The sequence below is a fragment of the Pseudomonas sp. GW821-FHT07G06 genome, assembly GCF_058986625.1.
On sequence record NZ_JBYSVW010000025.1, the window covers coordinates 24,907 to 50,669 of the forward strand.

The window sequence follows — 25,763 nt, forward strand, 5'->3', positions numbered from 1 at the left end:
ATGGTAATTCTCCTGGATTAACGAATCGGTGCAGCGGTGACGTAGGTATCGGTTTCCAGATACACCACCGCATCCCGACGACGACCGCCGAAGGTTGCGGCAAGGCTGGCGAAGAACGCACCGGCCAACAGCGCAACGAACATCCACAGCGTGGTCCACGCCGCCACTTTCGCAGCGGTGTCAGCGGCTTGTTGAGCGGCCAGCTTGGCGTCGGCCACGGCTTTCTGGGTGCGGGCATAGACCTCATCGACGCGACGTTCGGCGTCGACCTGAGTGAGGTTGGTCCGCTGCGCGACCAATTGCGCCAGGTAAGTCCGGTCTTCGGCGGCCAGCTCACCCCTGTTCAGGGAACGCACAAAGATCCGGGTGACGGTGCCCCGAGCCGCATCATCGCTCACGGCAACCGGGCGATCATCACGGAACAGGCTGTCGACGAAGTAACCGTACTCATCGCCTTGGGTATTGCCCGCCGCAGTGCCCACGGCTTGCGTCGCGGCACTGGCGGCACCGCCGACCATGTTCGCCCCGGCCTGCACGCCTCCGCCGACCAGACTGCTGACCGACCCGGCGACCAGCGTGGCCGTCACCAGCGTCGCCACGCACCAGGCCAGAAAACCATGGGCCGTGTCGCGAAAGTAAACTTCATCGCCGTGCATGTACGCCCACTTCACCCGCAGTCGCCCGGCGATGTAACCGCCAAGCCCCGAAGCGACAATCTGGGTGAAGGCCAGCCAGACAATGGTCGAGATCCCCAGGCCTTTGGCGCTCACGCCTTCATTGGCCCAGGGCGATACCGCCGAAAAACCCAGGCCAAAGCCGAGCAACACCAGGATCAGCGACAACGCCGCCGCGGCAGCGGCACCCGCGAAAATCGCTCCCCAGGACACGCCGGACAGCGTGGTTGACTCGTCCATGGCGGGATAGAAACCGTCAGAGGATCTATTCATTGTTATATCGCTCCAGGCAGAAAGATGGTGTTACAACTCTTCGAGGAAGGAATTGCAGTCACCGTGCCAGTCACGCACTTTGAATAAATCGTTGTGCTTCAATCGCTTAGAAAGTTTGAACTTCCCGGATCCATGCAAACTGCAAGGAACAGGTCTATCCAACGGGTTTTATGCATTGGTTATTTGCGCTTATAGCTTTTATTGCCGCTGGGGGTCAGACAGTAAACGCCGCCTCTTGGCCCGGTACAAAACGAACCGGTGCCACAGGAGCAGCCCTGCGTGTCCTGGATAAACGCTTGTGGACGTGCCTGGGTCTGACCGCCGAACATGGCCGAGCAACTTTTTTTCGAGCCGCTGATGGAGCCGTCGTTACACAGGAACAGATCGCCGTCACAGCGATCGATTCCACCCTTCTTGCCGGAGCAGGGTGTATTGCCAGCCCAGGCAGATGAACTGAACACACTGAACAACAACAGACAAATCGGCATCCAGCCATGGCGGATCGAGTTACGCACGATGCAGCACCCCATTGAAGTTATGGCTCAATGATATCAATGTTGCGAACGAGGACCCCGCCCAGATGAAAGTTAATTTATTAAGTCGCAGTTTTTTCTTGGCAAAATGCTCGCAACTTCGTATTGAACTGCAAATCAGGCCAGCCTTATGACCCGCATCTTGACCATCGAAGACGACGCCGTGACCGCCCGGGAAATTGTCGCCGAACTGAGTAGCCACGGCCTCGACGTCGACTGGGTCGACAATGGCCGCGAAGGGCTGGAGCGGGCGGTCAGCGGCAACTATGATCTGATCACCCTCGACCGCATGTTGCCCGAGCTCGATGGCCTGGCGATCGTCACCACGCTACGGACCATGGGCGTGGCGACACCGATCCTGATGATCAGCGCACTGTCCGACGTCGATGAACGCGTGCGCGGCTTGCGCGCCGGCGGCGACGACTACCTGACCAAACCCTTCGCCACCGATGAAATGGCCGCCCGGGTCGAAGTCCTGCTGCGCCGGCAGAACACCGTGACCGCCCAGGCCACCACGTTGCGGGTGGCGGACCTGGAGCTGAACCTGATCAGCCACGAAGCGAGCCGCGACGGCCAACTGCTGACGCTGCTGCCCACCGAGTACAAACTGCTGGAATTCCTGATGCGCAATACCGGGCAAATCCTCTCGCGGATGATGATTTTCGAAGAAGTCTGGGGATACCACTTCGACCCCGGCACCAACCTGATCGACGTACACATCGGCCGTCTGCGCAAGAAAATCGACCCGCCTGGCAATGTCCCACTGATTCGGACCGTGCGAGGCTCGGGTTATGTCATTGCCGAACCCGTCTAAAGGCTGGCGCTCTTCCAGCAGCCGTTTGCTGGCGCTCTACAGTTCGCTGTTCGTGATCTGGAGCGGGATCCTCATGGGGGTCATGTACTACGAGGTTTCCGCTTACCTGGACAACCTGGCCAAGCATTCGTTGATGCAGCGCCAGCACCTTTTTTCGCGTTTCTCGGGCGAGCAACTGGTGGACGCCCTCGCCGTCAGCATGGCCTTCGACATCCGCGGCATCGACGCCTACGGCCTGTTCGATGCCCGGCACCATTACCTCAGCGGCGCCCTGCGCTACATTCCGGACGGCTTGCCGCTCGATGGCAAGATCCACATGCTGCGCGACTGCGATGCCTACGGCGACAATGATGACCAGACGCTGCCCGCCGACAGTTGCGACGCCGTGGCGACCCGCACCCTCGACGGCCGCTGGCTGGTGCTGGTGCGCGACAACGGCTCGCTGTTCGCCGTGACCCGCATCATTCTTCACGCACTGTTCTGGGGGGTGACCCTGACCATCCTGCCGGGTATCGTCGGCTGGTATCTGCTGCGACGCCGGCCGTTGCGCCGCATCCGCGGGATCCAGGCCAGTGCCGAAGCCATAGTCGCGGGCGACCTGAGCCGACGCCTGCCACTGTCCAATCGGCGTGACGAACTGGACATGCTCGCCGCCATCGTCAACGCCATGCTCGAACGCATCGAGCGCCTGATGCACGAGGTCAAGGGCGTGTGCGACAACATCGCCCATGACCTGCGCACGCCCCTGACCCGCCTGCGCGCGCAGCTTTACCGCATGCAGCAGCAAGCCGGCGAAGGCTCGCCGCAGGCCATGCAACTGGATCTGGTGCTGGCCGAAGCCGATACGCTGATGGCGCGTTTCCGTGGCCTGCTGCGGATTTCCGAACTGGAAGATCGCCGGCGCCGCTCCGGGTTCGTGCAACTGGACCCCGTGGCGTTGCTGCAGGAACTGCATGAGTTCTACCTGCCCCTGGCGGAAGACGACGGCCTGGTTTTCCAGCTGCACCTGCCCGCGTCATTGCCCTCCCTCAATGGCGACCGGGCGCTGATGTTTGAAGCCGTGGCGAACCTGCTCAGCAACTCGATCAAATTCACCCCGCCCGGTGGTGCGGTGATCCTGCGCGGGGTCAATGCTGGCGGGCATACACGGATCGAAGTGCTCGACTCCGGCCCCGGCATTCCCGAGGCGGAGCGTGAAGCGGTATTCCAGCGTTTCTATCGCGCCGAGGCCGGCAATCAAAAAACCGGCTTCGGGCTGGGCCTGTCCATCGTCGCGGCGATTGTCAGCCTGCACGGATTTACGCTGGAGGTGGGCAGCAGCGAACTGGGCGGTGCGCGGCTGGTGCTTGATTGTCGGGAGAGTTTGATTCCACCGGCCTGACAAACTCTTACAAACAATGATCACCCCCTGTGGGAGCGAGCTTGCTCGCGATAGCGGAGTGTCAGGCGATATATTTTTACCTGATACACCGTCATCGCGAGCGAGCTCGCTCACACAGGGGATTGGTGGTGTTTTCCGCTGGGTGAATCAGGCCGGGTAATTGGCCCGCAGCGCCTCAAGTCCACCCTGATAGATGCCAGTGAACAACGCCTCCACTTCCTCATTGCTCACACCCACCGGTTCAAACCGCCCGGACCAGGTCACCCGCGCGCCCTCGCCTTGCGCCTCGACCTTGATCGTCGCCAGATAATCAGTCGCCGGAAAGGGTGCCTGCTCAATCGAGTAGCTGTAGGTTCGGCCCGCGTTGTCGAAGGTTTGCAGGCGCTCGATCACCACCGCGCCATCCGCCGTTTGCAGGCTGCGCACGCGCCCGCCGTCACTGAGTTCGCTCCTGGGAATGAACGGCAGCCAGTCCGGCAGCGAGTTGAACCCGCCAATCAATTGCCAGACCTGATCGGCCGAAGCCGGGATGTCGATGAAGGCTGTTGCAGTTGCCATGAAATGCTTTCTCCAATCAATAAGGTTCAGATGGCCAGGCTGTCGACGACACCGCCGTCGACCCGCAAGGCAGCACCGGTGGTGGCCGAGGATAACGGCGAAGCGATGTAGGCCACCAGATTGGCAACCTCCTCGACGTCCGCCACGCGCTGGATGATCGACGTCGGCCGGGCCTTGCGCACGAACGCATCGGCTTCGTCCCGGGCGCTGCGCCCGGATTCGGCCGTGGCGTCCTTGAGCATGTCTTCCAGGCCATCGGTAAAGGTCGGCCCGGGCAGGATCGCGTTGACCGTCACCCCGGTGCCGGCCAGGCGTTTGGCCAGGCCATGGGACACCGCCAGGTTGGCGCTTTTGGTCACGCCATAGTTGATCATGTCCGCCGGTGTCGCCACGCCGGATTCCGAAGACAGGAAGATCACCCGCCCCCACCCCTGCTTGACCATGCCCGGTGTGTAGTGCCGGGACAGGCGCACACCGGAGATCACGTTGACCTCGTAGAAGCGCGTCCACTCACTGTCCGGGGCGTCGTAGAAGTCCACCGTGTTGAAGATCCCGAGGTTGTTCACCAGGATGTCTGCCCGTGGCTCGGCGGCGAACAGTTTTTCGGCGCCTTCGGCGGTGCCCAGGTCTGCGGTCACGCCACGCAATTGCGCAGCGGGAACACGCTGACGGATGCTCGCCAGTGCCTGCTCGACCTTGGCCGTATCGCGACCGATCACCACCACCGTGGCGCCCGCCACGGCCAGTGCCTGGCTGATGCCCAGGCCGATGCCGGCGGTGCTGCCACTGACGACTGCCAGTTTTCCACTCAAATCAATCTTCATGTTCAAGCTCCAGTGAGGGGCAAGGGCGCTCGCTCGGAGACCAGCTTCGCCTCACGCAACGCCTGCCAGAAATCAGCGGGAATCACCGCCGACAACGCGGCCACGTCTTCGGCAATCCGCTGCGGACGGCTGGAACCCGGAATCACCGCGGCGACTGCCGGGTTAGCCAGCGAAAACTGCAATGCCGCGGCCTTGACGTCGACGCCATGGGCCGCCGCGATACGCTTGATCTGCTCGACCTTGTCGATGATCGCCGGGCTGGCCTTCTGGTACTCGAAGTGCGCGCCACCGGCCAGAATGCCCGAGCTGTAAGGACCACCGACCACGATTTCGACCTGCTGCGCCAGAGCGGCGTCCATCAAACGCTGCAAGGCGCGATCATGGTCGAGAAGAGTGTAGCGACCCGCCAGCAGAAAACCGTCCGGCTGCGCTTCGCTCAGATCAAGGGTCAGCTCGCAGGGTTCGACCTTGTTCACCCCCAGGCCCCAGCCCTTGATCACGCCTTCTTCGCGCAAGCGTGTCAGCACTTTGAACGCGCCGGTGCGGGCCTGGTTGAAGTACTCCAGCCATTGATCGCCGTAGAAATCCTGGGCGATATCGTGGACCCAGACGATGTCCAGGCGATCGGTTTGCAGGCGCTTGAGGCTGTCTTCGATGGAACGCAGGGTCGCGTCGGCGCTGTAGTCGTTGACGATTTTGTTCGGCAGGCCGTGCTCGAACACCCCGCTCTTCTCGCCCAGGTCACGGGCGGCGGTGTCTTCGACTTCATCGAGGATCACCCGGCCGACCTTGCTGCTCAGTACATAGTCGTCGCGGTTGTAGCGGGCCAATGCGGCGCCGAGGCGAATTTCCGACAGGCCGGATCCGTAGAACGGCGCGGTATCGAAGTAACGCACGCCGACGTCCCAGGCGGCATGGACGGTGGCCATCGCCTCGTCTTCGGGAATGGCGCGGAACATGTTGCCCAGTGGTGCGGTGCCCAGGCCCAGCGCACCGGGCAGTTTGTCTTTCAAGCTCATGGTGAATCCTCTTGAGTATCAGAGGTCAGGTGGCTGACCGTTGAGCCGATCCTAGATTGCGAGCATCGGACCGTCCAAGACATAATGTGCAGCACTTGAGTCCCTGAAGGTCTGACATGATCGACATCCGCCAATTGCGCTACTTCGTCGCCGTCGCCGAGGAAGAACACGTCGGGCGCGCCGCCGAACGCCTGCACATTTCCCAGTCGCCCCTGAGCCGGCAGATCGCCCAGCTCGAAGAGCGCCTGGGCCTGACCCTGTTCGAGCGCAGCCAGCAACGCATCCGCCTGACCCGCGACGGCCAGACCTTCCTCGCCGAAACCCGCGCCCTGCTGACCCACGCCAATCGCCTGGAATCCCTCGGCAAACGCCTGGGGCGCGGCGAGGAAGGCGGCCTGTGCATCGGCTACATCGAAAATGCCATGCACGCCGGCGTGCTGCCCAATGCCTTGCGCGTGCTGCGGGTCAACCGGCCGAACGTACACGTGGCGCTGTACAACCTGCGCTCGGCCGAACAACTCGAAGGCTTGCGCCAGCGAAGCCTGGACATCGCCCTGGTCAGCGAACCACCGACCGAAGACGACCCGGACCTGCTGGGTTTTCAGGTGCTGGACGACCCGATGCTGCTGGCCCTGCCCGAGCACCATCCGCTGGCACAACAGGCCGTGTTGACCCCGGCGGACCTCGCCGGTCAGGAGTGGATTGGCGTGCAACACCAGAATGTCGCCAGCCGCGAAAACTTCGTCAGCGCCTGCATCCGCGCCGGCTTCACCCCGGATATCCGCATGGAAGCCACCGGCCCGTTCACCGCAATGGCACTGGTCGCCTCGGGACTGGGCATCGCCATGATCCAGAAAGGCTTGAGCCGCAACGCACCGCCGGGTGTGGTGCTGCGGGAAGTGCCATGGATTTCCCTCACCCGACCGCTGTGGGCGGCGTGGCACCGGATCAATTTGCGGCCGTTGGTGGAGACGTTCAGGAAGGTGCTGACGGAGCCAGAGTCCACCACATAACACTGTGGGAGCGGGCTTGCCCGCGATTGCGATCTACCTGCCAACAAAAGCCTCGGCTGATACTCCGCCATCGCGAGCAAGCCCGCTCCCACAGGTTTCGTGCTCAGCCCAAAGCCATGTTTTTGTCGTGACAACCGCATATTAAACATCGACTGACCGACCTTGTTTAACGGCTGTCAGCGTTACTTGATGAAAGCTACAGCGCCTTGCGTCATTGCCTACGGTTACGCCAGAATCCGCCGGCTTACGCGCCTTGGGTCCGGGCTTTATCGTTAGCCGGTCGCTGAAAAACAGCGATCGGGTTTGGTAGCCCGGAGTACTGCGCGTAGCGCCACTTCAAGCAGTTGCTGCTTTTATGGTCGTCATGCGCAGGGCCTCTTCGGGGGCGCCGGTTCCAGTACTCCGGTCTACCAACCTGTGCATGGCCACCGCCCTTCGTTTGGTAGCGAAAGTGATGGCTCCAATTTTTACAGTACTGGAGTTCTATCGATGATCAAACCAACACCCAACCCGCCAGAAACCGATCCAGCCTCCCCCTACGAAAGCCCCGACTCCAAGCAATTCCAAGAAGCCGCCGAACACGCCCTCAATCACTACCTCAACCCCGCCACCAACATCATGGCCACACCCCACAAACCGTCCACGATGTTCACCATCAACCCCGACCTCGACACCGAAACCCTGCTGGCCCACGCCTGCGAGTCGCTGGCCTCGGCCAATGTGATGACCAACGATCTGGCGGGTTTTCTGGAGGGCTCGCATCGCAACACGCTGCTGGGCATTGCTCAGGTCATCATGCTCGGTGAACTGGCGGTGAACCGGGCGCTGGATCGACTTGATCCGTCTGAATAAAGCGCCGAACCTGTGGGAGCGAGCTTGCTCGCGATGAGGGAGCATCAGTAAACGATGATGTGCCTGATGCACCGCAATCGCGAGCAAGCTCGCTCCCACAGGTATTCAGCGAACGCTAGATTCCGCAGGGTTTGCTGCTTTACTGAAAAAACCCACCCCCACCGAGCCCGCCACAATGAACCGCAACGACCTGCGCCGCGTGGACATGAACCTGCTGGTGATTTTCGAAACCCTGATGTTCGAGAAGAACCTGACCCGGGCCGGGGAAAAACTGTTCCTCGGTCAACCTGCTGTCAGTGCGTCGCTGGCCAAGCTGCGCGATCTGTTCGACGATCCGTTGCTGGTGCGCAACGGTCGGAGCCTGGAGCCGACCCCGCGGGCGTTGCAGATTCTCAAGGAGTTGCAGCCGGCGATGGACACCATTTCCGGGGCGGTCAGCCGGGCCAAGGATTTCGAGCCTTCCACCAGTCGCGATGTGTTTCGCATCGGCTTGTCCGACGACGCCGAATTCGGGCTCTTTCCGCCGCTGCTCAAGCAGATTCGCGAAGAGGCGCAGAACGTTGTGGTGGTGGTGCGCCGGGTGAATTTCCTGCTGATGTCGTCGATGCTGGCCAGCGGCGAGATTTCCGTCGGCATCAGCTACACCACGGAATTGCCGGCCAACGCCAAGCGCAAGAAATTGCGCGACCTGAGTGTGAAGATCCTGCGCGGCGATGACCGTCCCGGTCCGTTGACCCTCGACGAGTTCTGCGAACGCCCTCACGCACTGGTGTCGTTTTCCGGGGATCTGAGCGGATCCATCGACAATGACCTGGCCCGCATCGGCCGTTCGCGGCGGGTGGTGCTGGCGGTGCCACAGTTCGCGGGCTTGCGGGCCTTGCTGGCGGGGACTGACATGCTCGCCACCGTACCGGATTACGCGGCCAGCGCGCTGATCGAAGGCTGCAACCAGTTACGGGCGGACGATGCGCCCTTTGAGATCAACCTGTCCGAACTGTCGATGGTCTGGAACGGGGTCAGCGATAACGATCCGGCAGAACGCTGGTTGCGCTCGAAAATTGCACAGCACATGGCGGCGCCACCGTAGGGGCGTTGATCGACTGCAGGAGCACCGGCTCGGATTCGCGCAGGTACACCGGCATGTCGGTCACCGGTGGCATGGCCGGAATCTCGAAGTACATCTGCACCACCCAGCCGCGGTGATAGCTGGCGTGGTTGACCACATGCATCAGCATCGCGCCGGCGCTCATGGTGCCGCTTTCGCCCGAGACAAAGGTGAACTCCACAGGCTTGTCCAGGGAGGCATCGGTTTGCCGGGCGCTCCAGTCGCAGTACCAGCGATCGATCTCTTTTTGCGCCTGGCGCAGTTCCGACAGGTCGGCATGCAGCAGATCGTGCGAGGTCTTGAAGCCATGTCCCCGGCCTTCAAGGTGCGCCCGCCAGATGCAGTCCACCACGTAGACATGATTGAGGGTGCCGATCATGTTGTTGAACACCGACACCCGTTGTTTTTTGACTTCGCCCGGAGGAAGCGCCGCAAGGCTGTCAAACAGTCGCTGATTGGCCCAGCGTTTGTAATCGGCCAGCAGGCAGGCAGTGCGTACGGTGATCATCAGAGGTCTCCGATGGCAGTAAGCGCACTCCCTAGCATAGACCCGATGCCCGCAAGGCAGGGCCAGCACTGATCATCGGTCGTCGAGGCGTTTCACCACGTACTCGGCAAGCGCCAGGCAACTGGTCAGCCCCGGTGACTCGATGCCGAACAGATTCACCAGCCCCGGCACGCCATGTTCGGCACATCCGCTGACGAGAAAATCGGCGGCCGGCTCGGTCGGCCCGCTGATTTTCGGGCGAATGCCGCTGTAGGCCGGTTGCAGGCTATTGTCCGGCAAGCCCGGCCAATAACGGCGGATCGCCTGATAAAAACCCTCGGCCCTACGGAGTTCGACGCGGTAATCAATGTGCTCGACCCATTCGACATCCGGCCCGAAGCGCGCCTGCCCGCCCAGGTCGAGCGTCATGTGCACGCCCAGTCCCGCACTCTCCGGGGCCGGATACACCAGGTGCCGAAAGGGTGCCCGACCGCTGAAACTGAAATAGCTGCCCTTGCACAGATGCGCCTGGGGAACGCACTGTGCAGGCAGACCGACGATAGCGCGCGCCACCTCGGGAGCGGACAGCCCCGCGCAGTTGATCACTTCGCGGCAGTGCAGGGTCATGGGTTGGCTGCCGCCCATGCGCAGCTCGAAGCCCTGGTCGATGCACAGGGCCGACAGCAATGGCGTGTGCAAGGCCAGCGTCACACCGAACCGCTCGGCGTCGCCCTGAAGTGCCAGCATCAGCCCGTGGGAATCGACGATGCCGGTAGAGGGCGACCACAGTGCCGCGACGCAGGACAACGCCGGTTCAAGCTCCCGGGCCTGCGGGCCATCCAGCCATTGCAGGTCATCGACACCATTGACACGCCCCTGCTGCAACAGGCGCTGCAACGCCGCGCGCTGCTGCTCATCGGTGGCCACGATCAGCTTGCCCACGCGCCGGTATTCAACGGCGTGCTCATCGCAAAAAGCGTAAAGACGCTGCTTGCCCTCCACGCACAGTTGCGCCTTGAGGCTGCCTCCCGGGTAATAGATACCGGCATGAATCACTTCCGAATTGCGCGAACTGATGCCCGTGCCGATGCCCGCCCCGGCCTCGACGACCAGCACGTCCCGCCCGCTCATGGCCAGGCACCTGGCCACCGCCAACCCGACGACTCCGGCCCCGATCACCACGCTTTGAATATCGACGCTCAACGACCCTGCCTCCCACACCTGTTCTCGGCGGCGATGCCTCAGAGCTCCCGTCACGGAACTCTCGTCGACTGCCACGTATCCTAAACTATGTAGTACATCCCTTATGCTTCATGCTGTCGGAGGACACCGTCATGCGCCGCATATTTATCATCTCTGCACTGGTACTTTGTTTGCCCGCAGGTTCGGCTCTGGCCGATGTGGATGCCAAAGATGTCGCTACCTCGGCCGGGGTTTCCGCCTCGCTGTACTCAACATTCAAAGACCACAAACTCATGATTCCCGCCCGGGATGACGCCTCCAGCTTCGTCGCCAGCGGCGGTGCGATTCGTGGTGCTTATCTGGAGTCGGTGTTGAAAAAGCTCCGTCAGGACAATCCCGCCCTCAACAACGCAAGCGACGAAGACCTGGCCCGCGCCATCCTCGTCCAGGAAGGCGTTGCCGCCGATCACTGAAGACCGTCATCGCCAGCGGTAGGGCTTGTGACACCGGGATAGCGTTTCCAGCCCTGCCTCGCGTGTGTGCCGGTGGACATGCGTGCCCACCCGGCCACCAGCTGCGCGTTGATACTCACCCCGCCACACACCACGATCACTACGTCATGGGCGTCGGCAATCGCCGGGTGATCCAGGTAGGCGATCGCCAATGAAACGCCGCACGCCGGCTCGACCAGCTGACGCAAATCATTGGCGTAACGCACCACGCCCATGATCGCCTCATCATCACTGAGCACCACGCACTCATGGGGGAAATCGTCGATGTGCCTGACCGGCCAGGCGGCCACTTGCGCAGCCCCCAGGGACGTGGCAACCGTGTCGATTTTCGGCAATCTGACCGGATGCCCGGCCGCGACTGCTGCAGCGAACGACGCCGCGCCTTCGGTTTCGCAGGCGACGATGCGGCAATCGGTGTGCCGATGACGAATCAGCCCGGTGAGCAGCCCGGCCAGCAAGCCACCGCCGCCCACCGATGCCACCAGCACGTCCACCGGCGGGCAGTCGGCAAGGATTTCATCGACCATCGTGCTGTGCCCTTCCCACAACACCGGGTGGTCGAAGGCCGGCACGAATTCACAGCGTGGATCCTGGGCGAGTTCACGGGCCCGTTGATTGGCTTCGTCCCAGACCTTGCCGTGCTCGATCACCTCGGCGCCGGTCTTGCTGATCCGCGCCCGGGTGCTGTGGGGGGTGGTGTGCGGCACCACGATGCAGGCCTTGAGCCCCAGGCATGCCGCAGCCATGGCCGTGGCCAGTCCCGCGTTACCGCCGGAGGGACAGACCACCTTGCGCTTGCCCTGTTGTGCCGCCCGGCTGCACAGCAAGCCGATGCCGCGTATTTTGAACGAGCCGCCAGGTTGCAGGTTCTCCAGTTTCAGCCAGATACGGCGGGTCGGGGTCGACAGGCCGGGGTGCAGGATCAAAGGCGTGCGGATATGAAGCATGTCGGTTCCTGTTACACGCCACCGGCTAGCCGAACAGGTCGACGAGCCAGCGGTGAACGGTCCTCTCCTGCAAGTTTAGTTCACCCGGTCCGGGGACAGTCTCAGCGATAACGCGGCGCCGCCACGCAATTGCCAAACAACCCGGACAGCGTCTTGCGCTGGGCTTCGTGACGATCCCACTGGCTGCCATCGTGCAGGCCCGGGATGGTCACCGCTTCACCGGCCGCCAGGCCAGCGAGCGCGGCATCGACCATGTCTTCGGCAGACATCACGATCTCCTGCGGCAGGTTTTCCACCGGGTTGCCCGCCTCGCTCCAGAAATCGGTGGCGGTCGCCCCCGGCAACACCGCCTGGACGCGTATGCCTTTGTCCGCCAGTTCATGCTGCATCGACTGGCTCAGGGCCAGGACGAACGCCTTGGTCCCGCCGTACACGCCGTTGAGGATTTCCGGGGCGATGGCGACGATGGAGGCGATATTGACCACGGTGCCGGTGCCCCGGGCAACGAAGCCGGGTACAGAGGCGTAGGCCAGGCGCATCAACGCCGTCACGTTGAGGTTGATCATCGCTTCCATGTCGTCCACGGGGCTGGCGAGCAGCGGCATGACGCCACCGACCCCGGCGTTGTTGACCAACAAGGTGATGCTGGCATCGTTGCGCAGGATCTGTTCGACCCGCAGCGAATCCGCCTTGTTCTTCAGGTCGGCGGCCACCACCTCCACGGTGCGCCCGGTCTGGTCGCTCAAATGACTGGCCAGGGCATTGAGCCTGGCCTGGTTGCGGGCCACCAGGATCAGGTCGTAACCCTGGCGGGCCAGGCGATCGGCATACACCGCGCCGATGCCCGATGATGCGCCGGTGATCAGTGCAGTGCCTTTGGATGAGAGAGCCATGGTGCGGTTCCTCCAGGGTGAGGCGAGAGATTCGCCGGGTGCGGACCGTTATAAAGGGACTTACGCCCGTCTCAAATGACGTTTAAAGTACGTTTTTCGGACATAACCGTTTGAGGACAGGCCGATGATCAGCGTGGCGTTCGTGGTTTTCGAGGGTTTCCAGTCCATGGCGCTGGCCGCCATGCCGGTGTTCGAATACGCCAACTTCAGTGCCGCAGAGACCCTGTATGACGTGCGCGTGCTCTCGGAAAACGGTCACAACCTGCGCGCCTCGGGTGGCTTGAGCGTTTGCACCGAGGCCTTCGACGGGCGCGTGTTCGACACCGTCATCGTGGTCGGCGGCGACTCGATCATCGAGCAGGCGCCCGAGGCCGTGCTGGAGTACCTGAAGACCAGCATCCACAGCGCGCGCCGCACGGCGTCGATCTGCTCCGGGGCGTTCGTGATGGCCCAGGCCGGCTTGCTCGACGGACGGCGGGCCACCACCCACTGGGCCTACGCCCGGGAACTGCAGGCGCGGTTTCCGGCGATCAAGGTCGAGGCGGATCGCATCTACGTGATCGACGGTTCGATCTGGACGTCCGCCGGCATGACCGCGGGTATCGACCTCGCACTGGCCATGGTGGAAAAGGACCACGGCGCCGAGCTGGCCCGGGCCGTGGCACAGAAACTGGTGATGTACCACCGCCGCGCCGGCGGCCAGTCGCAGCATTCGGCGCTGCTGGAACTGGCGCCGAAATCCGACCGCATCCAGACCGTGCTCGGCTACGCCCGGGAACACCTCGCCCAACCCCTTTCGGTGGAGCAACTGGCACAGGTGGCCAACCTCAGCCCCCGGCAATTCAGCCGGGCGTTTCGCGCCGAAACCGGGCAATCGCCGGCCAAGGCCATCGAGAACCTGCGTCTGGAAGCGGCGCGACAGATGCTTGAACGCGGACGCCTGACCCTCGACCAGATCGCCCTGGAAACCGGGTTCACTGACCGCCGACGCATGCGCGAAACCTTCCTGCGGGTGTTCGGACAACCGCCCCAGGTGATCCGGCGCAATGCGCGAGCAGAGGTGATTTGATCGCCCCCTCGCTCAGCGTGGGAACCCTCGGTATCTACACTGAACATACCGGAGGTCTTTTTTGGAGGCGCCATGAAAATCTCGGCCAAACTGGCGTTTTTCGCCGTCGTCAGCACCCTCGCCTACCTCGCCCTGGCGATCTGGGGACTGGGCGGTTTCGCGGCTTACTTCAGCCACGGCTCACTGGTTGTCGTCGCCCTGGCCACCCTGGTCATGGCCGTCGCATCGCTGTTCACCGAAGTCAACCTGAGTTCGGGAGAACGCGAAGACCGGGCCAATCGCTGGGTCCTCCCGGTCTTCGGTGTGATCGGCGTGCTCAGCGGCTTTGTGCCGGCCTATACCGACCGCATCGACTTCTGGACGTTTGGAGGTGAAGGCGTGCGCTGGCTCGGGGCACTGTTGTTCATCGCGGGCGGCGCGCTGCGGTTGTGGCCGGTGTTTGTGCTGGGCAAGCGCTTCAGCGGGCTGGTGGCGATCCAGCCGGGGCATCAACTGGTCACCGAGGGCATTTACCGGCGCCTGCGCAACCCCAGTTACCTGGGGATGATGGTCATCGCCGTGGGCTGGGCGCTGGCGTTTCGCTCGGGGGTCGGTCTGCTGCTGGCGGCGTTGACCCTGATCCCGCTGATTGCCCGGATTCACTCGGAAGAGGCCTTGCTCAGGGCGCAGTTCGGCAGCGAATACGAAGCCTATTGCGCCCGCACCTGGCGGCTGGTTCCGGGACTTTACTGACTGGAACACTGATCCCCTGTGGGAGCGAGCCTGCTCGCGAAAGCGGTGTGTCAGCCAACATCAATAGCCGCTGACACGACGTCTTCGCGAGCAGGCTCGCTCCCACATTAGATGGCGTGCAGGCGCAAACCTTCGGCATCCACCAGAACCCGCACCGATTCATAACTTGCCAGCGTCCCATGCACCGTCTCGATCGGCTGTTCATGGGTCGCCGTGACAATAACCAAATCCGCCCCCGCCGCTTCAGCTGCCAGAATCCCCACCGTGGCATCTTCAAAAACCAGGCACTGCACAGGCTCCACGCCCAGACGCCGGGCCGCGAGTCGATAACCTGCGGGGTCAGGCTTGCCGGCCGTGACGTCCTCGGCAGTCACCAGCACCTCAGGCTCGGGAATCCCCGCCGCCGCCATCCGCCGCAGCGCCAGTTCCCGAGGAGCGGAGGTGACGATGGCCCACTGCCTGGCCGGCAAGGACCGCAGGAATTTCGCCGCGCCCGCCACTTCGAAGACCCCGTCGACGTCGTCGATTTCCGCTTCGGTGATCCACGCGGCTTCGGCCTCGGCATCCACCCCGGGCAAGCCCAGGCGCCTGATGGTGTCGATGGCGCGGGCGCCGTGAATGGTCGGCAGGAAGGACTCGACATCGACACCATGGCGCACGGCCCAGGTGGTCCAGACCCGCTCGGCGGCGGCAATGGACGTCAGGACAGTGCCGTCCATGTCGAACAGAAAGGCACGATAAGTCGAGTTGAATACAGGGTGATCGGACAAGGAAAGGAACCTCGCAGCTGCCGGACGGATTTGCCCGGCAATGTAGCATCTGCGAACGGCTCAGTTGAGTCGTTTGGACTTGAAGGTCTGGCCCACACAATCGAGCAGCCCACCGATCATCCAGGGCTTCTTGATGAACGAGACCGCGTGCCGCACCCCTGAGCTTTCAGGGGTTTCGAAACCGGACATGATCATGATCGGCTTGTCCGGCCAGCGATCGCCGAACTGGTTGGCCAGGTCCGCGCCATTGAGCGTGCCGGGCATGGTGATGTCTGTCAGCAGCATGCCCACCTGCGGCGCATGTTGTTCCAGATAGACTGCTGCCGCATCCGCACTGGTGTGCGGCTCGACGACAAAACCCTCCTCCTGAAGAATCTCACAGAGAAACTCCAGGATCAGCGGGTCGTCCTCGACCACCAGAATCAACCCGCCAGGACGATGTCCGTCCGCCGTCGGTACTCGACTCATGACCGTGCCGCTCCCTGATTGCCTCAATGATTTCGCGGAATTGGATCCGCTGCCTAAAGGTATGAGCAGCGCAAACCGCGGAAATTCATTTTTGATACAACCAGGTGACCGGCATCACGCGTCCTGCAGTATCAGATCGGCGCCCTTTTCCGCCACCATCAACACGGCGGCGTGGGTGTTGCCCGACGTCACGTTGGGGAAAATCGACGCATCGACGATGCGCAAACCGTCCAGCCCGTGGACCTTGAGGCGCTTGTCCACCACCGATTTCTGCTCGTCCGGGCCCATGGCGCAGGAACCGCACAAGTGGTAGATCGAGCCACTGTTTTCGCGGAAGTACTGCAGCATCTGCTCGTCGGTTTCGACCACCGGTCCCGGCAACACCTCTTCGACGGTGATGCCCTTGAGCGCCGGCGCCTGCATGATCTTGCGCATCAGGCGACTGCCCTGGATCACCTCGTCGATGTCCTTCTGGGTGCTCAGGTAATTGGGGTCGATCAGCGCCGCATCCCGCGGGTTTTTCGAGGCGATTTCGATATGCCCGCGACTGGTCGGCCGGCACGGGTTGAAGCACAGCAGGAAGCCTGAGTACGGCTCGGGCTTGAGACTGGCCTTGTTGTTCTTCGGGATCTGGTACGACAGCGGGTTGAAGTACAGCTGCAAATTCGGGTTGGTCTGCTGTGCGTCGCCACGGAAGAACCCGCCGGCCTGGTTGACGCTCATCGCCAGCGCGCCCTTGCGGGTAAACAGGTACTTCAGGCCCAGCTTGAACTGGCCGAGCAGAGAACTGAGCTGGTCGTTCAACGTCGGGATGTTGGCCTTGTAATAGTAACTGGCGCACAGGTGGTCCTGCAGGTTCTGTCCCACCGCCGGCAGGTGCTTGACCAGCGGGATGTTGTGCCTGGCCAGCAGCGCCTGATCGGCCACGCCGGACAGTTGCAGGATTTTCGGTGTGTCCACGGCACCGGCGCAGAGGATCACTTCCTTGTTGGCGCTGAAGGTGCGCACCACGCCGTGCTGGGTGATGGCGACCCCGGTAGCGCGTTGCCGGTCGTCGAACAGTACCCGGTCGACCAGGGCAAAATGCTCGACCGTCAGGTTCGGTCGGCTCAATGCCGGGTGCAAATGGGCGAAGCTGCTGGAGCAGCGCTGGCCGTCGCGGGTGTTGACGTCGTAGATGCCCGCACCTTCGAATTTCGGCCCGTTGAAGTCGTCGCTGATGGGGAAGCCCAGCTCATCGCAGCCCTTGAGGAACACATCGCAGATCGGATGGGTCTGGCCCTTCATCGGGGTGATGCTGATCGGGCCGCTGCCGCCGTGGTAATCGCTGTCACCCAGCGGGTGGTTTTCCAGCTTGCGAAAGTACGGCAGCACGTCCTTGAAGCCCCAGCCGTCGTTGCCGTTGGCCGCCCAGTCATCGAAGTCATGAGCCTGGCCACGCACGTAGATCATCGCGTTGATCGAGCCCGAACCACCCTGCACCTTGCCACGCGGGGCATAGATCTCACGGTTGTTCAGTTGCTTTTGCGGGCGGCTGTAGTACATCCAGTTGAAGGTCGGGTTGTAATACATCTTGGCGAAGCCGACCGGGATCTTGAACCAGAAGGACGAGTCTTTCCCGCCCGCTTCCAGCAGCAGCACCGTGTGTTTCCCGGAAGCCGAGAGGCGATTGGCCAGAACGCAGCCTGCTGCGCCGGCGCCAGCGATGATGTAGTCGTATGTCATGCACGGTTACCGCGTAAGTCGTTGTACAAAAAAAACCGCGCCTCCCCCTGTAGGAGCTGTCGAGTGCAACGAGACTGCGATCTTTTGACTTTTCAAAAGCAAGATCAAAAGATCGCAGCCTGCGGCAGCTCCTACAGGGGGATTGCGCCCTCTCCCGTCAGCCCCTGGCCGGCGAAGTGTCTTTGACATCCGCCGGAGTCGGCGCCATTTGCAGGTGCAACCGCTCACCGGTGTAGGGCGAATGCTTGCGCACCACGTCCATGTTCAGCTCCACACCAAGGCCCGGCTCGGTGGACGGGATGATGTAGCCGTCCTCCCACTGCAAGGGTTTGGTCAGGACTTCGGCATGGAAACCACCCCAGGTCATGATGCTTTCCTGGATCAGGAAGTTCGGCGTGCAGGTCGCCAACTGGAAACTCGCCGCCGCGCCGATCGGCCCGTTGTAGAGGTGCGGGGCGATCTGCGCGTAATACGCCTCGGCCATGCTCGCGATCTTCTTCGCTTCCAGCAGGCCACCGCAGCGTGCGACGTTCATTTGCAGGATCGACGCGCCGCCGGCCTGCAGCAGCTTGAAGAATTCGTACTTGGTGGTCAGGCGTTCACCGGTGGCAATCGGGATGCTGGTCTTGGCCGCGACTTGCGCCATCGCGTCTTCCTGGCCCGGCGGCACCGGCTCTTCGAGCCACAGCGGGTCGTACTTCTCCAGGCGCTTGGCCAGGCGAATGGCCGAGGACGGCACCATCTGCCCGTGGGTGCCGAACAGCAGGTCGCACTTGTCGCCCACCGCTTCGCGGATCTTGCGGCAGAAGGTTTCGCAGCGCTCCAGCACTTCCAGGGAAATCTGGTGACCGGAGTACGCGGTGTACGGCCCGGCCGGGTCGAACTTCACGGCGGTGAAGCCTTTGTTCATGTTTTCGATGGCGCACTCGGCGGCCAGGTCCGGGTCGTCGTAGTCGTACTCACCCTTGCTGTTGACCGGGTACAGGTAGGTGTAGGAACGCAGCTTTTCGTGGACCTTGCCCCCGAGCAACTCGTAGACCGGTTTGTTCGCCGCCTTGCCGATGATGTCCCAGCAGGCCATCTCCAGACCGCTGACCACGCCCATCATGGTCAGGTCCGGGCGCTGGGTGAAGCCGCTCGAATAGGCCTGGCGGAAAAAGCGTTCGATGTGGTGCGGGTCCTGGTTCAGCAGGTAGCGTTCGAACACGTCTTCGATGATCGGCACCATGGCCTTTGGGCCGAAGGTCGCGGCGTAGATTTCGCCGACGCCTTCGATGCCGCAGTCGGTCTTGATCTTGACGAACAGCCAGTACATCCCGCCGATGTGCGGTGGCGGAACAGCAACGATATGGGTTTCAAGGGCGACGATTTTCATCTCAGGCACCTGTCTTCTTATTCATGGATTTACGATTGATGCGCGCACGCAGTGTGAGGGCCGCCAGGGTCCCGAGCAGGCCGACGAACGCGATGTAGCCGAAATACAGCTTGTAGCCAAAGGCACCGGGGAAGTGCTCGGTGAGGTAGCCGTTGATCAAGGGAATGAACGCATCCGGCAGGTAACCCACCACCGAGACGATGCCGATGGCCAGGCCGGTGATGCGCAGCGGGATGTTGCAGGTGTCCAGGATCGCCCAGTACAGCCCGCGAATGGCGTAGGTCATCAGGCCGATGAAAATCACCGTGCCGATCAGCAGGCCGAGGCTGTTGAGGGCCGGGAACACGATCAGGCCGATCATCGCCAGGGAAGCGAGGAACAACGCGACGACCAGTACCGAAATGTTGGAGAACTTGTCGCCGAGCCAGCCGCCGCCGATGCCGCCGATGGGACGCATCCACAGCTTGATGGTGGTGATGGTGCCGGCCATGACCGCGGTCATGCCGCCGCCCTGCAGGTAATCGGAGAAACTGTAGGTGGCCCAGAAGATGTGGTAACCGCAGAACACAATGGCAGTGACCAGCCACAGTTCAGGAATTTTCACCAAGGTGGTCAGGTCGCTGAGCAGGTTGAACTTGCCCTTCTCCACCGCCGGCGTGTCTTCCATGGCCTTCGGGTCCTTGATCAGCACCAGCACGCAGCCGATGGCGATACAGGTGAAGGAATACAGGTAGACCACGTGCCTGAAGCCTTCGGCCACCGACTCGCCACGGGTTTCGGTGGCAAAGGCGAACAGCGCCAGGGCGACGGTTGCCAGCAGGGCTTCGACCAGACCGCGACCGCCGTCGAGGATGCCGAAGAACCGTCCCTGCTCGGTGTGATGAGCAATCATCTTCACCCGCTTGAGCACCGAGGCCCAGAAGGTCAAACCGGTGGTCAGGCCCCAGCAACCGAAGATGATCATCAACCCGGTCATCGACGGCGCGGTGGAGTACCACAGGCCCAGGGCGCCGGTGGCCACCAGCGAGAAGAAAATCAGGAAGCGCGGTGCGATGCGATCCGCCAGCCAGCCGCTGGGCAAATACGAGAGCAGGAAGATCGTGCCGAGCATCGAGTACAGGTAGCCCAGCTCGCTGTGGCTGATCTGGAACACCTCGAGCATGGTGGTCTGGTAGACCTGGCGCAGGTACAGGATCGGATAGATCGCACCGGCGGCGAGCACCAACAGCATCAGTTGGAAATAACGACTTCCCTTGTCGCTTTGGCTTTTTGAACCCGCGTTCGAACCCTGAACAGCGGCAACAGTGGTTGCTGGCTTGGACATCGAGTAGACCTCTGGCACCCGGTGGTCCGGGCGCTCGAATAATTGTTTTTATATGACTCAGGTGTACTCAGGCCAATGTGGGAGCGGGCTTGCTCGCGAAAGCGGAGTGTCAGGCACCATCAATGTCGACTGATAAGACGTCTTCGCGAGCAAGCCCGCTCCCACATAAGCGAGAGGGGTGCTCCGGTAAATCAGTACTTCATCACCACCAGACGAGTCTGGGTGAATTCGAGCATGCCGTGCTTGCCGTCATCGCCGCCCAGGCCCGAGCGTTTCCAGCCGGCGTGGAAGCCCTGGTACGGGTCGGCCGGGGTGCGATTGACGTACAGTTCGCCGGCCTCGATGGCGTTGGCGACTTTCTGCGCGGTGCGATAGTTCTCGGTGTACAGCACCGACGACAGGCCGAACTGGTGGTCGTTGGCCATGGCCAGGGCTTCGTCGATGTCGCGGTACTTGAGCACCGGCAGCACCGGGCCGAAGATTTCTTCCTGGATGATTTCCATGTCCTGGCGGCAGCCACTGAGCAGGGTCGGCGGATAGAAATGGCCCTTGCCTTCAGGCAGCACGCCGCCGGTTTCCAGCACCGCGCCGTCGGCGATGGCGCGCTCGACCATGGCATGGATGTTCTGTTGCGAACTGGCATTGACCAGTGGCCCCATCAGGCGGGCATCGGTGGCGCGGTCGCCGAATTTCACGGCACTGATTTTCTCTTTCAACAGGCCGAGGAATTGGTCGTAGACGCTTTCCTGCACATAGACCCGCTCCACCGCCGTGCACAACTGGCCACAGTGGGTGGTCTTGGAGGCGACGATCGCACTGGCGGCGGCCTCGAGGTCGGCGTCGGCCTCGATGATCGCCGGGGTCTTGCCGCCCAGTTCCAGGGACGGCTTGGCGATGTTGGCCTTGCAATAATCGAGCACGATGCGTCCGGCGTTGACGCTGCCGGTGAGGGTGATCAGCCCCACGGCTTTGTGGGTGCAAACCGTGGCGGCGGTGGCGTGATCCATGGTCAGGATATTGATCACGCCCGCCGGCACACCGGATTGCTGTACAGCCTTGGCGATTTCGAAGGCCGAGGTCGGCGTGTTGTTGCTCGGGCGTACGACCACGGTGTTGCCGGCGATCAGCGCCGGAGCGATCTTGCGCAGCAGGGTGTAGACCGGGTAATTGAACGGGATCAGGCAGGCGACCACGCCAATCGGCTCGCGGTGCAGAAAGAGGTTTTCGTTCGGTGTGTCGCTGGGAATGATCTCGCCTTCGATGCGGCGCGCCCATTCGGCGTGATAACGGGTGATCTGCGCAGCGTAACGGGCTTCGTTGCTGGCATCGCTCACGCTTTTGCCGGACTCGGCGGCCAGGGCTTCACCAATGTTCTCGGCGCAGGCTTCCAGGGCATCGGCGAAGGCGCGCAGGTGTTCGGCGCGCTCGATGCTGGTCAGCTTGCCCCAGGTTTTCTGCGCCGCTGCGGCCGCTTCGACGGCAACCGTGGCTTCGTCGCTGGTGGCGGCCGAGACGTGGCCTATCAGCGCTTCGGTGGCCGGGTTATAGACGGCGATCAACGCAGCGCTGGCCGGCTCATTGAATTGCCCGTTAACAAAGTTTCGCTCGAGTCGCATGTGCATCGCCCATCGTTGTTTTTATCCAGTTCGAGCAGTCTTGGCATCCGACGCAAGTTGGACAAACGATTTATTGAGCGAGATAACATTCAAAAAACGCACGTTACCCTGTAGGAGCTGCCGCAGGCTGCGATCTTTTGATCCTGGCTTTTAAAAGCAAGATCAAAAGATCGCAGCCTGCGGCAGCTCCTACAGGGGGTTGGGGGGTTCAGGTGACGGCGGTGGAGGGTTCGAGCTGCCTTTGCGCCAGCCAGATTTCTTCCTGCAACCACTGGCTGAACACCTGCAACTGCGGCAGTGACTGTTCCGGCCGGGTCACCAGCCAATACGACTGATGGCCTTCGACATGCACGTTAAGCACCTGGGTCAGCTGCCCGCTGGCCAGCTCCGGCGCGACCATGTGCCAGTCGGCGATGGTGATGCCCAGGCCATCGATGGCCGCGCGGATCGCCAGGTCGAGCAGGTCGAATTCGTATCCGCCCTGAGTATCGACGCCATGGATGCGTGCCGCGTCCAGCCAGTGTTTCCAGGTCAGGTAGCGCTGGTCTTCCCGGGCCAGCACATGCAGCAGCGTCAGGCGATTGAGGTCGATACCCTGCTCGCTCCACTCCCGCGCATACAGCGATGGCGCGCACACCGCGATGTGCCGCTCCTTGAAGAGTAACGAGCTGTCCAGGCCATCCCATTCGCCGTTGCCGAACCGGATCGCGCAGTCCAGCGTGCTGGTTTCCGCCAGGCTGTCCTGCAGGCGCGTGGTGATGCTCAATTCCAGCTCTGGATGCTTCTCGCGCAGGCGCCCCAGGCGCGGCATCAGCCAGCGGTTGGTGAAGGTCGGCGGCGCGTTGATGTGCAGGCGGTTGGCATGGGATTTCTGCTGGATGCTGCGCACCGTCAGCTCGATCTTGTCGAAGGATTGGTGCAATGCCCGCAGCAAAACCCGGCCGGCGCTGGTCAGTTCGAGGTGATGGTGACGGCGCTCCAGCAGGTTTTCGCCCAATTGCTCTTCCAGCTGCCGCACCTGGCGACTGACCGCGCTCTGGGTGACGTTGAGCAGTTCGGCGGCGCGGGTGAAGCTGCCTGTGCTACCGGCCACTTCGAACGCTTTGAGCGCATTCAGGCCGGGCATTTTGCGTTTCATGAAAGGCTCTCAAGGACCAGTGACAGGACGCAAGGATCCCATGGCGGCGATGCATTGTCCTACAGGATTTTTTCAGTAACATGCGTTCGAGGAAGGTTTCAGCGGATTTTTAATCGTTTGTTCATCGCAGCTCAGATCGCAAGACTGGCCGGCATCTCAAATAAAAATAACCGAGAGCTGCCACATGCCCTTCCCTGTGTCCCTGCGCTTCAGTCCTTTGTACCTCGCTCTACTCTGCACCTTTGCGGCCCCGGCCATGGCCGTGCAAGTCACCGACAACCTCGACCTCGGCGGCGCGGTGCGTGCCCGCTGGGACTACGACCCGGACCGCGACATCCAGAAATTCGGCCTCGACACCGTATTCCTCAGTGCCAAGTACAACTCCGACACCTGGATCGGTGAGGCGCAGTACCGTTTCTACGGCCGCTCCTATCCCTACCAGTACACCAGGAACTACGGCGACATCCAGTTCGCCAAGTACGCGTGGGCCGGCTACAAGTTCAACCCCGACCAGCAGGTGCAAGTGGGCCTGAACTCGGTGCCGTTCGGATTGCAGCCGTACTTCGGCAGCACCTTCTACGAAACCCTGGGCAACGTCATCGGCCTGGAAGACGTGCAGCAGGTCGGCGCCAAGTACATCCAGCAAAGCGGCGACTGGAACGTCCAGGCCGGTTACTACCTGCGTCCGGCGTGGCAAGGCAAAGGCACCAGCAATGGCGTCACCTACTCCAGCGTGGTATCGGAAGCCGACAGCTACGTGACCGACGGCAGCGACAACCAGGAACGCCACACCCTGGTGCTGCGCGTGGCCAGGGCGCTGGACCTGGGGCCGTGGAAATCCGAGGTCGGCCTGTCCGGCCTGACGTCGAGCATTCAAAACCGTGACACCGACAATGACGGCCGGCGCAATGCCGTCGCACTGCACTACCTGGGCAAGAACGGCCCCTGGGGCGTGCAGTTGCAGGCAGCGCGCCAGCAGATGTCTCCACGCAACCCCGGTACCGATGAACTGGTGACTTTCGGCGGTTACGACGGCACCTACAACGTCGCCAGCCGCGGCAACCTGTACGTGGCGGACCTCAGCTATGACGTGGCCGGCAAGTACCTGTTCGACCAGATCAGCGGGGTCAAGCTCTACGCCAACTACAGCGCCTTCGACAAATCCGCCGATGACTTCAAGACCTCCGAGCGGGCGATCCTCGGTACTTCGTTCTCGTTCAGCAAATTGTGGATCGCCACGGAATGGATCTTCGGCAAGAACGATCCGTACATTGGTGGCAGCAGCTATACCCAGAGCCTGGGGGCAGGCGGGACGGATCAGTGGGAAAACCAGTTGTACATGAACATCGGGTATTACTTCTAAACGCTGAAAAGATCGCAGCCTGCGGCAGCTCCTACAGGGGTACGCAATCTCCTGTAGGAGCTGCCGCAGGCTGCGATCTTTTCGCTGCACCCACCAACACTTGCATCAATCCATCTCGAATAGTCAGATAGGCCGCAAATTCCAACAAAACAATAAACCTGCCCTTCGCGGAGTTCCCCTCCCATGCGTCAACTGCCCTCGCTCAACATGTTGCGCGTCTTCGAAGAGGTCGCGCGGCATCGCAGTTTCAGCCAGGCAGCCCTGGAACTGAACGTCACCCAGGGCGCCGTCAGCCGGCAGATCAAACAGCTGGAAGACTACCTTGGCGTGACGCTGTTCGTCCGCACGCCCCAGGGCCTGACCCTGACCGAAACCGGCACCGCCCTCTCCCCGCACCTGGCGCAAGCCTTCGACCACATCGAACGCGCCCTGCAAGCGGTGCGCGTGCCCAATCTGCGTCAACGCCTGCGCATCGTCGCGCCGCCGACCTGGGCCACGCGCTGGCTTTCCGCACACCTGCGTGCCTTCGTTCAGCGCTACCCCGATATCAGTCTGAGCGTGACCAACCAGATGGGCCACGAGAGTCTTGCGGAAATCGACTGCCATATCCGCTTCGGCCTCGAAGCCGCCAGCCATTGCAGCAGTCGGTTACTGGTGATGGAGCGGCACATCGCCGTGGCCAGCCCGGAGTTGTTCAATGGCGAGCAACCACCGGACCTGCGGCAATTTCCATTGCTGCACATCCTGCACGACGGCAAGCGCCTGAAGGTCTGGGAGAACTGGCTGGCGGCCGTGGGCCGGGACGACATCGATGCCGGGCAAGGGCTGGAATTCAGCACCCTGGACCAGGTGATCCACACCGCGCTGGCGGGCGGCGGGCTGGCGGTGATCGACCGGCAGATGATCGAAAAGGAGCTGGCCAATGGCAGCCTGGTGCCGATCACCCCGGTGGAAGTGGTCGGGCCGTATGGCTATTGGCTGGATGTGGCGAATGACAAGCAGGGCTTGTCGAAGGTGCGGATGTTTACCGAGTGGTTGGGACTGGTGTAGGAGCTGCCGCAGGCTGCGATCTTTTGATCCTGTTTTTAAAAAATCAAAATCAAAAGATCGCAGCCT

The 25,763-nt window shown here is 62.2% G+C and carries 26 protein-coding genes; 10 read left to right on the forward strand and 16 right to left on the reverse strand.

From position 1 onward, the window contains the following. Nucleotides 1-17: 17 nt before the first annotated feature. Both AC3WJW_RS28175 and AC3WJW_RS28180 read right to left on the reverse strand, forming a co-directional pair. On the reverse strand, nt 18-947 hold the full coding sequence (locus AC3WJW_RS28175; RefSeq protein WP_493728271.1) for a hypothetical protein: 930 nt from the start codon (nt 945-947) through the stop codon (nt 18-20). 179 nt (nt 948-1,126) lie between these two features. Next, a complete protein-coding gene (locus AC3WJW_RS28180; protein ID WP_007973747.1) occupies nt 1,127-1,477 on the reverse strand; it encodes a YdcA family protein in 351 nt (116 codons plus the stop codon). A gap of 133 nt (nt 1,478-1,610) precedes the next feature. Between AC3WJW_RS28180 and AC3WJW_RS28185 the strand changes: the two genes are divergently transcribed. Further along, complete coding sequence (locus AC3WJW_RS28185; RefSeq protein ID WP_020796732.1) at nt 1,611-2,294, forward strand: response regulator transcription factor; 684 nt, start codon at nt 1,611-1,613, stop codon at nt 2,292-2,294. After that, nucleotides 2,272-3,675: a sensor histidine kinase gene (locus AC3WJW_RS28190; RefSeq protein WP_493728272.1), complete on the forward strand. Its 1,404-nt coding sequence runs from the start codon at nt 2,272-2,274 to the stop codon at nt 3,673-3,675. The genes AC3WJW_RS28185 and AC3WJW_RS28190 overlap by 23 nt, the downstream gene beginning before the upstream one ends. A gap of 147 nt (nt 3,676-3,822) precedes the next feature. Here the strand turns inward: AC3WJW_RS28190 and AC3WJW_RS28195 are convergent, their stop codons facing one another. From AC3WJW_RS28195 to AC3WJW_RS28205, 3 genes are read right to left on the reverse strand one after another with little or no spacing between them, the layout of a single operon-like run. Then, a complete protein-coding gene (locus AC3WJW_RS28195) occupies nt 3,823-4,233 on the reverse strand; it encodes an SRPBCC family protein (protein WP_493728273.1) in 411 nt (136 codons plus the stop codon). A gap of 26 nt (nt 4,234-4,259) precedes the next feature. Next, nucleotides 4,260-5,057, reverse strand: a complete 798-nt coding sequence (locus tag AC3WJW_RS28200) for an SDR family NAD(P)-dependent oxidoreductase (RefSeq protein WP_493728274.1) — start codon at nt 5,055-5,057, stop codon at nt 4,260-4,262. Nucleotides 5,058-5,059: 2 nt separating this feature from the next. Then, nucleotides 5,060-6,076, reverse strand: a complete 1,017-nt coding sequence (locus tag AC3WJW_RS28205) for an aldo/keto reductase (RefSeq protein ID WP_493728275.1) — start codon at nt 6,074-6,076, stop codon at nt 5,060-5,062. 116 nt (nt 6,077-6,192) lie between these two features. Between AC3WJW_RS28205 and AC3WJW_RS28210 the strand changes: the two genes are divergently transcribed. From AC3WJW_RS28210 to AC3WJW_RS28220, 3 genes are all read left to right on the forward strand, one after another. Then, entirely contained in the window at nt 6,193-7,089 is an 897-nt protein-coding gene (locus AC3WJW_RS28210) for a LysR substrate-binding domain-containing protein (protein ID WP_493728276.1), read from the forward strand. 489 nt (nt 7,090-7,578) lie between these two features. Next, nucleotides 7,579-7,941, forward strand: coding sequence for a DUF6124 family protein (locus AC3WJW_RS28215; RefSeq protein WP_493728277.1), 363 nt, complete (start codon nt 7,579-7,581; stop codon nt 7,939-7,941). Nucleotides 7,942-8,116: 175 nt separating this feature from the next. After that, a complete protein-coding gene (locus tag AC3WJW_RS28220; RefSeq protein WP_493728278.1) occupies nt 8,117-9,028 on the forward strand; it encodes a LysR family transcriptional regulator in 912 nt (303 codons plus the stop codon). On the opposite strand, the gene AC3WJW_RS28225 is transcribed toward AC3WJW_RS28220, so the two are convergent. Next, nucleotides 8,958-9,554: a DinB family protein gene (locus tag AC3WJW_RS28225; RefSeq protein ID WP_493728279.1), complete on the reverse strand. Its 597-nt coding sequence runs from the start codon at nt 9,552-9,554 to the stop codon at nt 8,958-8,960. The genes AC3WJW_RS28220 and AC3WJW_RS28225 overlap by 71 nt on opposite strands. Nucleotides 9,555-9,626: 72 nt before the next feature. Beyond that, nucleotides 9,627-10,736 carry an NAD(P)/FAD-dependent oxidoreductase gene (locus AC3WJW_RS28230; RefSeq protein ID WP_493728280.1) on the reverse strand — a complete coding sequence of 370 codons (1,110 nt, stop codon included), beginning with the start codon at nt 10,734-10,736 and terminating at the stop codon, nt 9,627-9,629. 131 nt (nt 10,737-10,867) lie between these two features. On the opposite strand from AC3WJW_RS28230, the gene AC3WJW_RS28235 reads away from it, so the two are divergent. Further along, nucleotides 10,868-11,188, forward strand: coding sequence for a DUF2388 domain-containing protein (locus AC3WJW_RS28235; protein ID WP_493728281.1), 321 nt, complete (start codon nt 10,868-10,870; stop codon nt 11,186-11,188). Here AC3WJW_RS28235 and AC3WJW_RS28240 read toward each other — a convergent pair. After that, nucleotides 11,182-12,174 (reverse strand): pyridoxal-phosphate dependent enzyme, encoded by a 993-nt coding sequence (locus tag AC3WJW_RS28240; protein ID WP_493728282.1) that lies wholly within the window; start codon nt 12,172-12,174, stop codon nt 11,182-11,184. The genes AC3WJW_RS28235 and AC3WJW_RS28240 overlap by 7 nt on opposite strands. Nucleotides 12,175-12,275: 101 nt before the next feature. Next, a complete protein-coding gene (locus AC3WJW_RS28245) occupies nt 12,276-13,067 on the reverse strand; it encodes an SDR family NAD(P)-dependent oxidoreductase (RefSeq protein ID WP_493728283.1) in 792 nt (263 codons plus the stop codon). Between the two features lie 124 nt (nt 13,068-13,191). On the opposite strand from AC3WJW_RS28245, the gene AC3WJW_RS28250 reads away from it, so the two are divergent. Further along, complete coding sequence (locus AC3WJW_RS28250; protein WP_493728284.1) at nt 13,192-14,136, forward strand: GlxA family transcriptional regulator; 945 nt, start codon at nt 13,192-13,194, stop codon at nt 14,134-14,136. Nucleotides 14,137-14,208: 72 nt separating this feature from the next. Next, complete coding sequence (locus AC3WJW_RS28255; RefSeq protein ID WP_493728285.1) at nt 14,209-14,868, forward strand: methyltransferase family protein; 660 nt, start codon at nt 14,209-14,211, stop codon at nt 14,866-14,868. A 107-nt stretch (nt 14,869-14,975) separates the two neighbouring features. Here AC3WJW_RS28255 and AC3WJW_RS28260 read toward each other — a convergent pair whose 3' ends face one another. The 7 genes from AC3WJW_RS28260 to AC3WJW_RS28290 form a co-directional block, all read right to left on the reverse strand. After that, a complete protein-coding gene (locus AC3WJW_RS28260) occupies nt 14,976-15,638 on the reverse strand; it encodes an HAD-IA family hydrolase (RefSeq protein WP_493728286.1) in 663 nt (220 codons plus the stop codon). A 60-nt stretch (nt 15,639-15,698) separates the two neighbouring features. Then, nucleotides 15,699-16,106 (reverse strand): response regulator, encoded by a 408-nt coding sequence (locus AC3WJW_RS28265; RefSeq protein ID WP_102701961.1) that lies wholly within the window; start codon nt 16,104-16,106, stop codon nt 15,699-15,701. 114 nt (nt 16,107-16,220) lie between these two features. Beyond that, entirely contained in the window at nt 16,221-17,831 is a 1,611-nt protein-coding gene (locus AC3WJW_RS28270; protein WP_493728287.1) for a GMC family oxidoreductase, read from the reverse strand. 157 nt (nt 17,832-17,988) lie between these two features. Next, on the reverse strand, nt 17,989-19,206 hold the full coding sequence (locus AC3WJW_RS28275; RefSeq protein ID WP_493728288.1) for a mandelate racemase/muconate lactonizing enzyme family protein: 1,218 nt from the start codon (nt 19,204-19,206) through the stop codon (nt 17,989-17,991). Between the two features lies 1 nt (nt 19,207). Next, nucleotides 19,208-20,530, reverse strand: a complete 1,323-nt coding sequence (locus AC3WJW_RS28280; RefSeq protein ID WP_493728289.1) for an MFS transporter — start codon at nt 20,528-20,530, stop codon at nt 19,208-19,210. Between the two features lie 191 nt (nt 20,531-20,721). After that, nucleotides 20,722-22,146, reverse strand: coding sequence for an aldehyde dehydrogenase (gene aldA, locus AC3WJW_RS28285; RefSeq protein WP_493728290.1), 1,425 nt, complete (start codon nt 22,144-22,146; stop codon nt 20,722-20,724). Between the two features lie 208 nt (nt 22,147-22,354). Beyond that, a complete protein-coding gene (locus AC3WJW_RS28290) occupies nt 22,355-23,284 on the reverse strand; it encodes a LysR substrate-binding domain-containing protein (protein WP_218500477.1) in 930 nt (309 codons plus the stop codon). A 184-nt stretch (nt 23,285-23,468) separates the two neighbouring features. Here AC3WJW_RS28290 and AC3WJW_RS28295 point away from each other — a divergent pair, with 184 nt between their 5' ends. After that, the gene (locus AC3WJW_RS28295; RefSeq protein ID WP_493728291.1) at nt 23,469-24,647 is read left to right on the forward strand and encodes a hypothetical protein; all 1,179 of its coding nucleotides are present in this window, start codon (nt 23,469-23,471) and stop codon (nt 24,645-24,647) included. 183 nt (nt 24,648-24,830) lie between these two features. Beyond that, nucleotides 24,831-25,697 carry a LysR substrate-binding domain-containing protein gene (locus tag AC3WJW_RS28300; RefSeq protein ID WP_493728292.1) on the forward strand — a complete coding sequence of 289 codons (867 nt, stop codon included), beginning with the start codon at nt 24,831-24,833 and terminating at the stop codon, nt 25,695-25,697. Nucleotides 25,698-25,763: the final 66 nt, after the last annotated feature.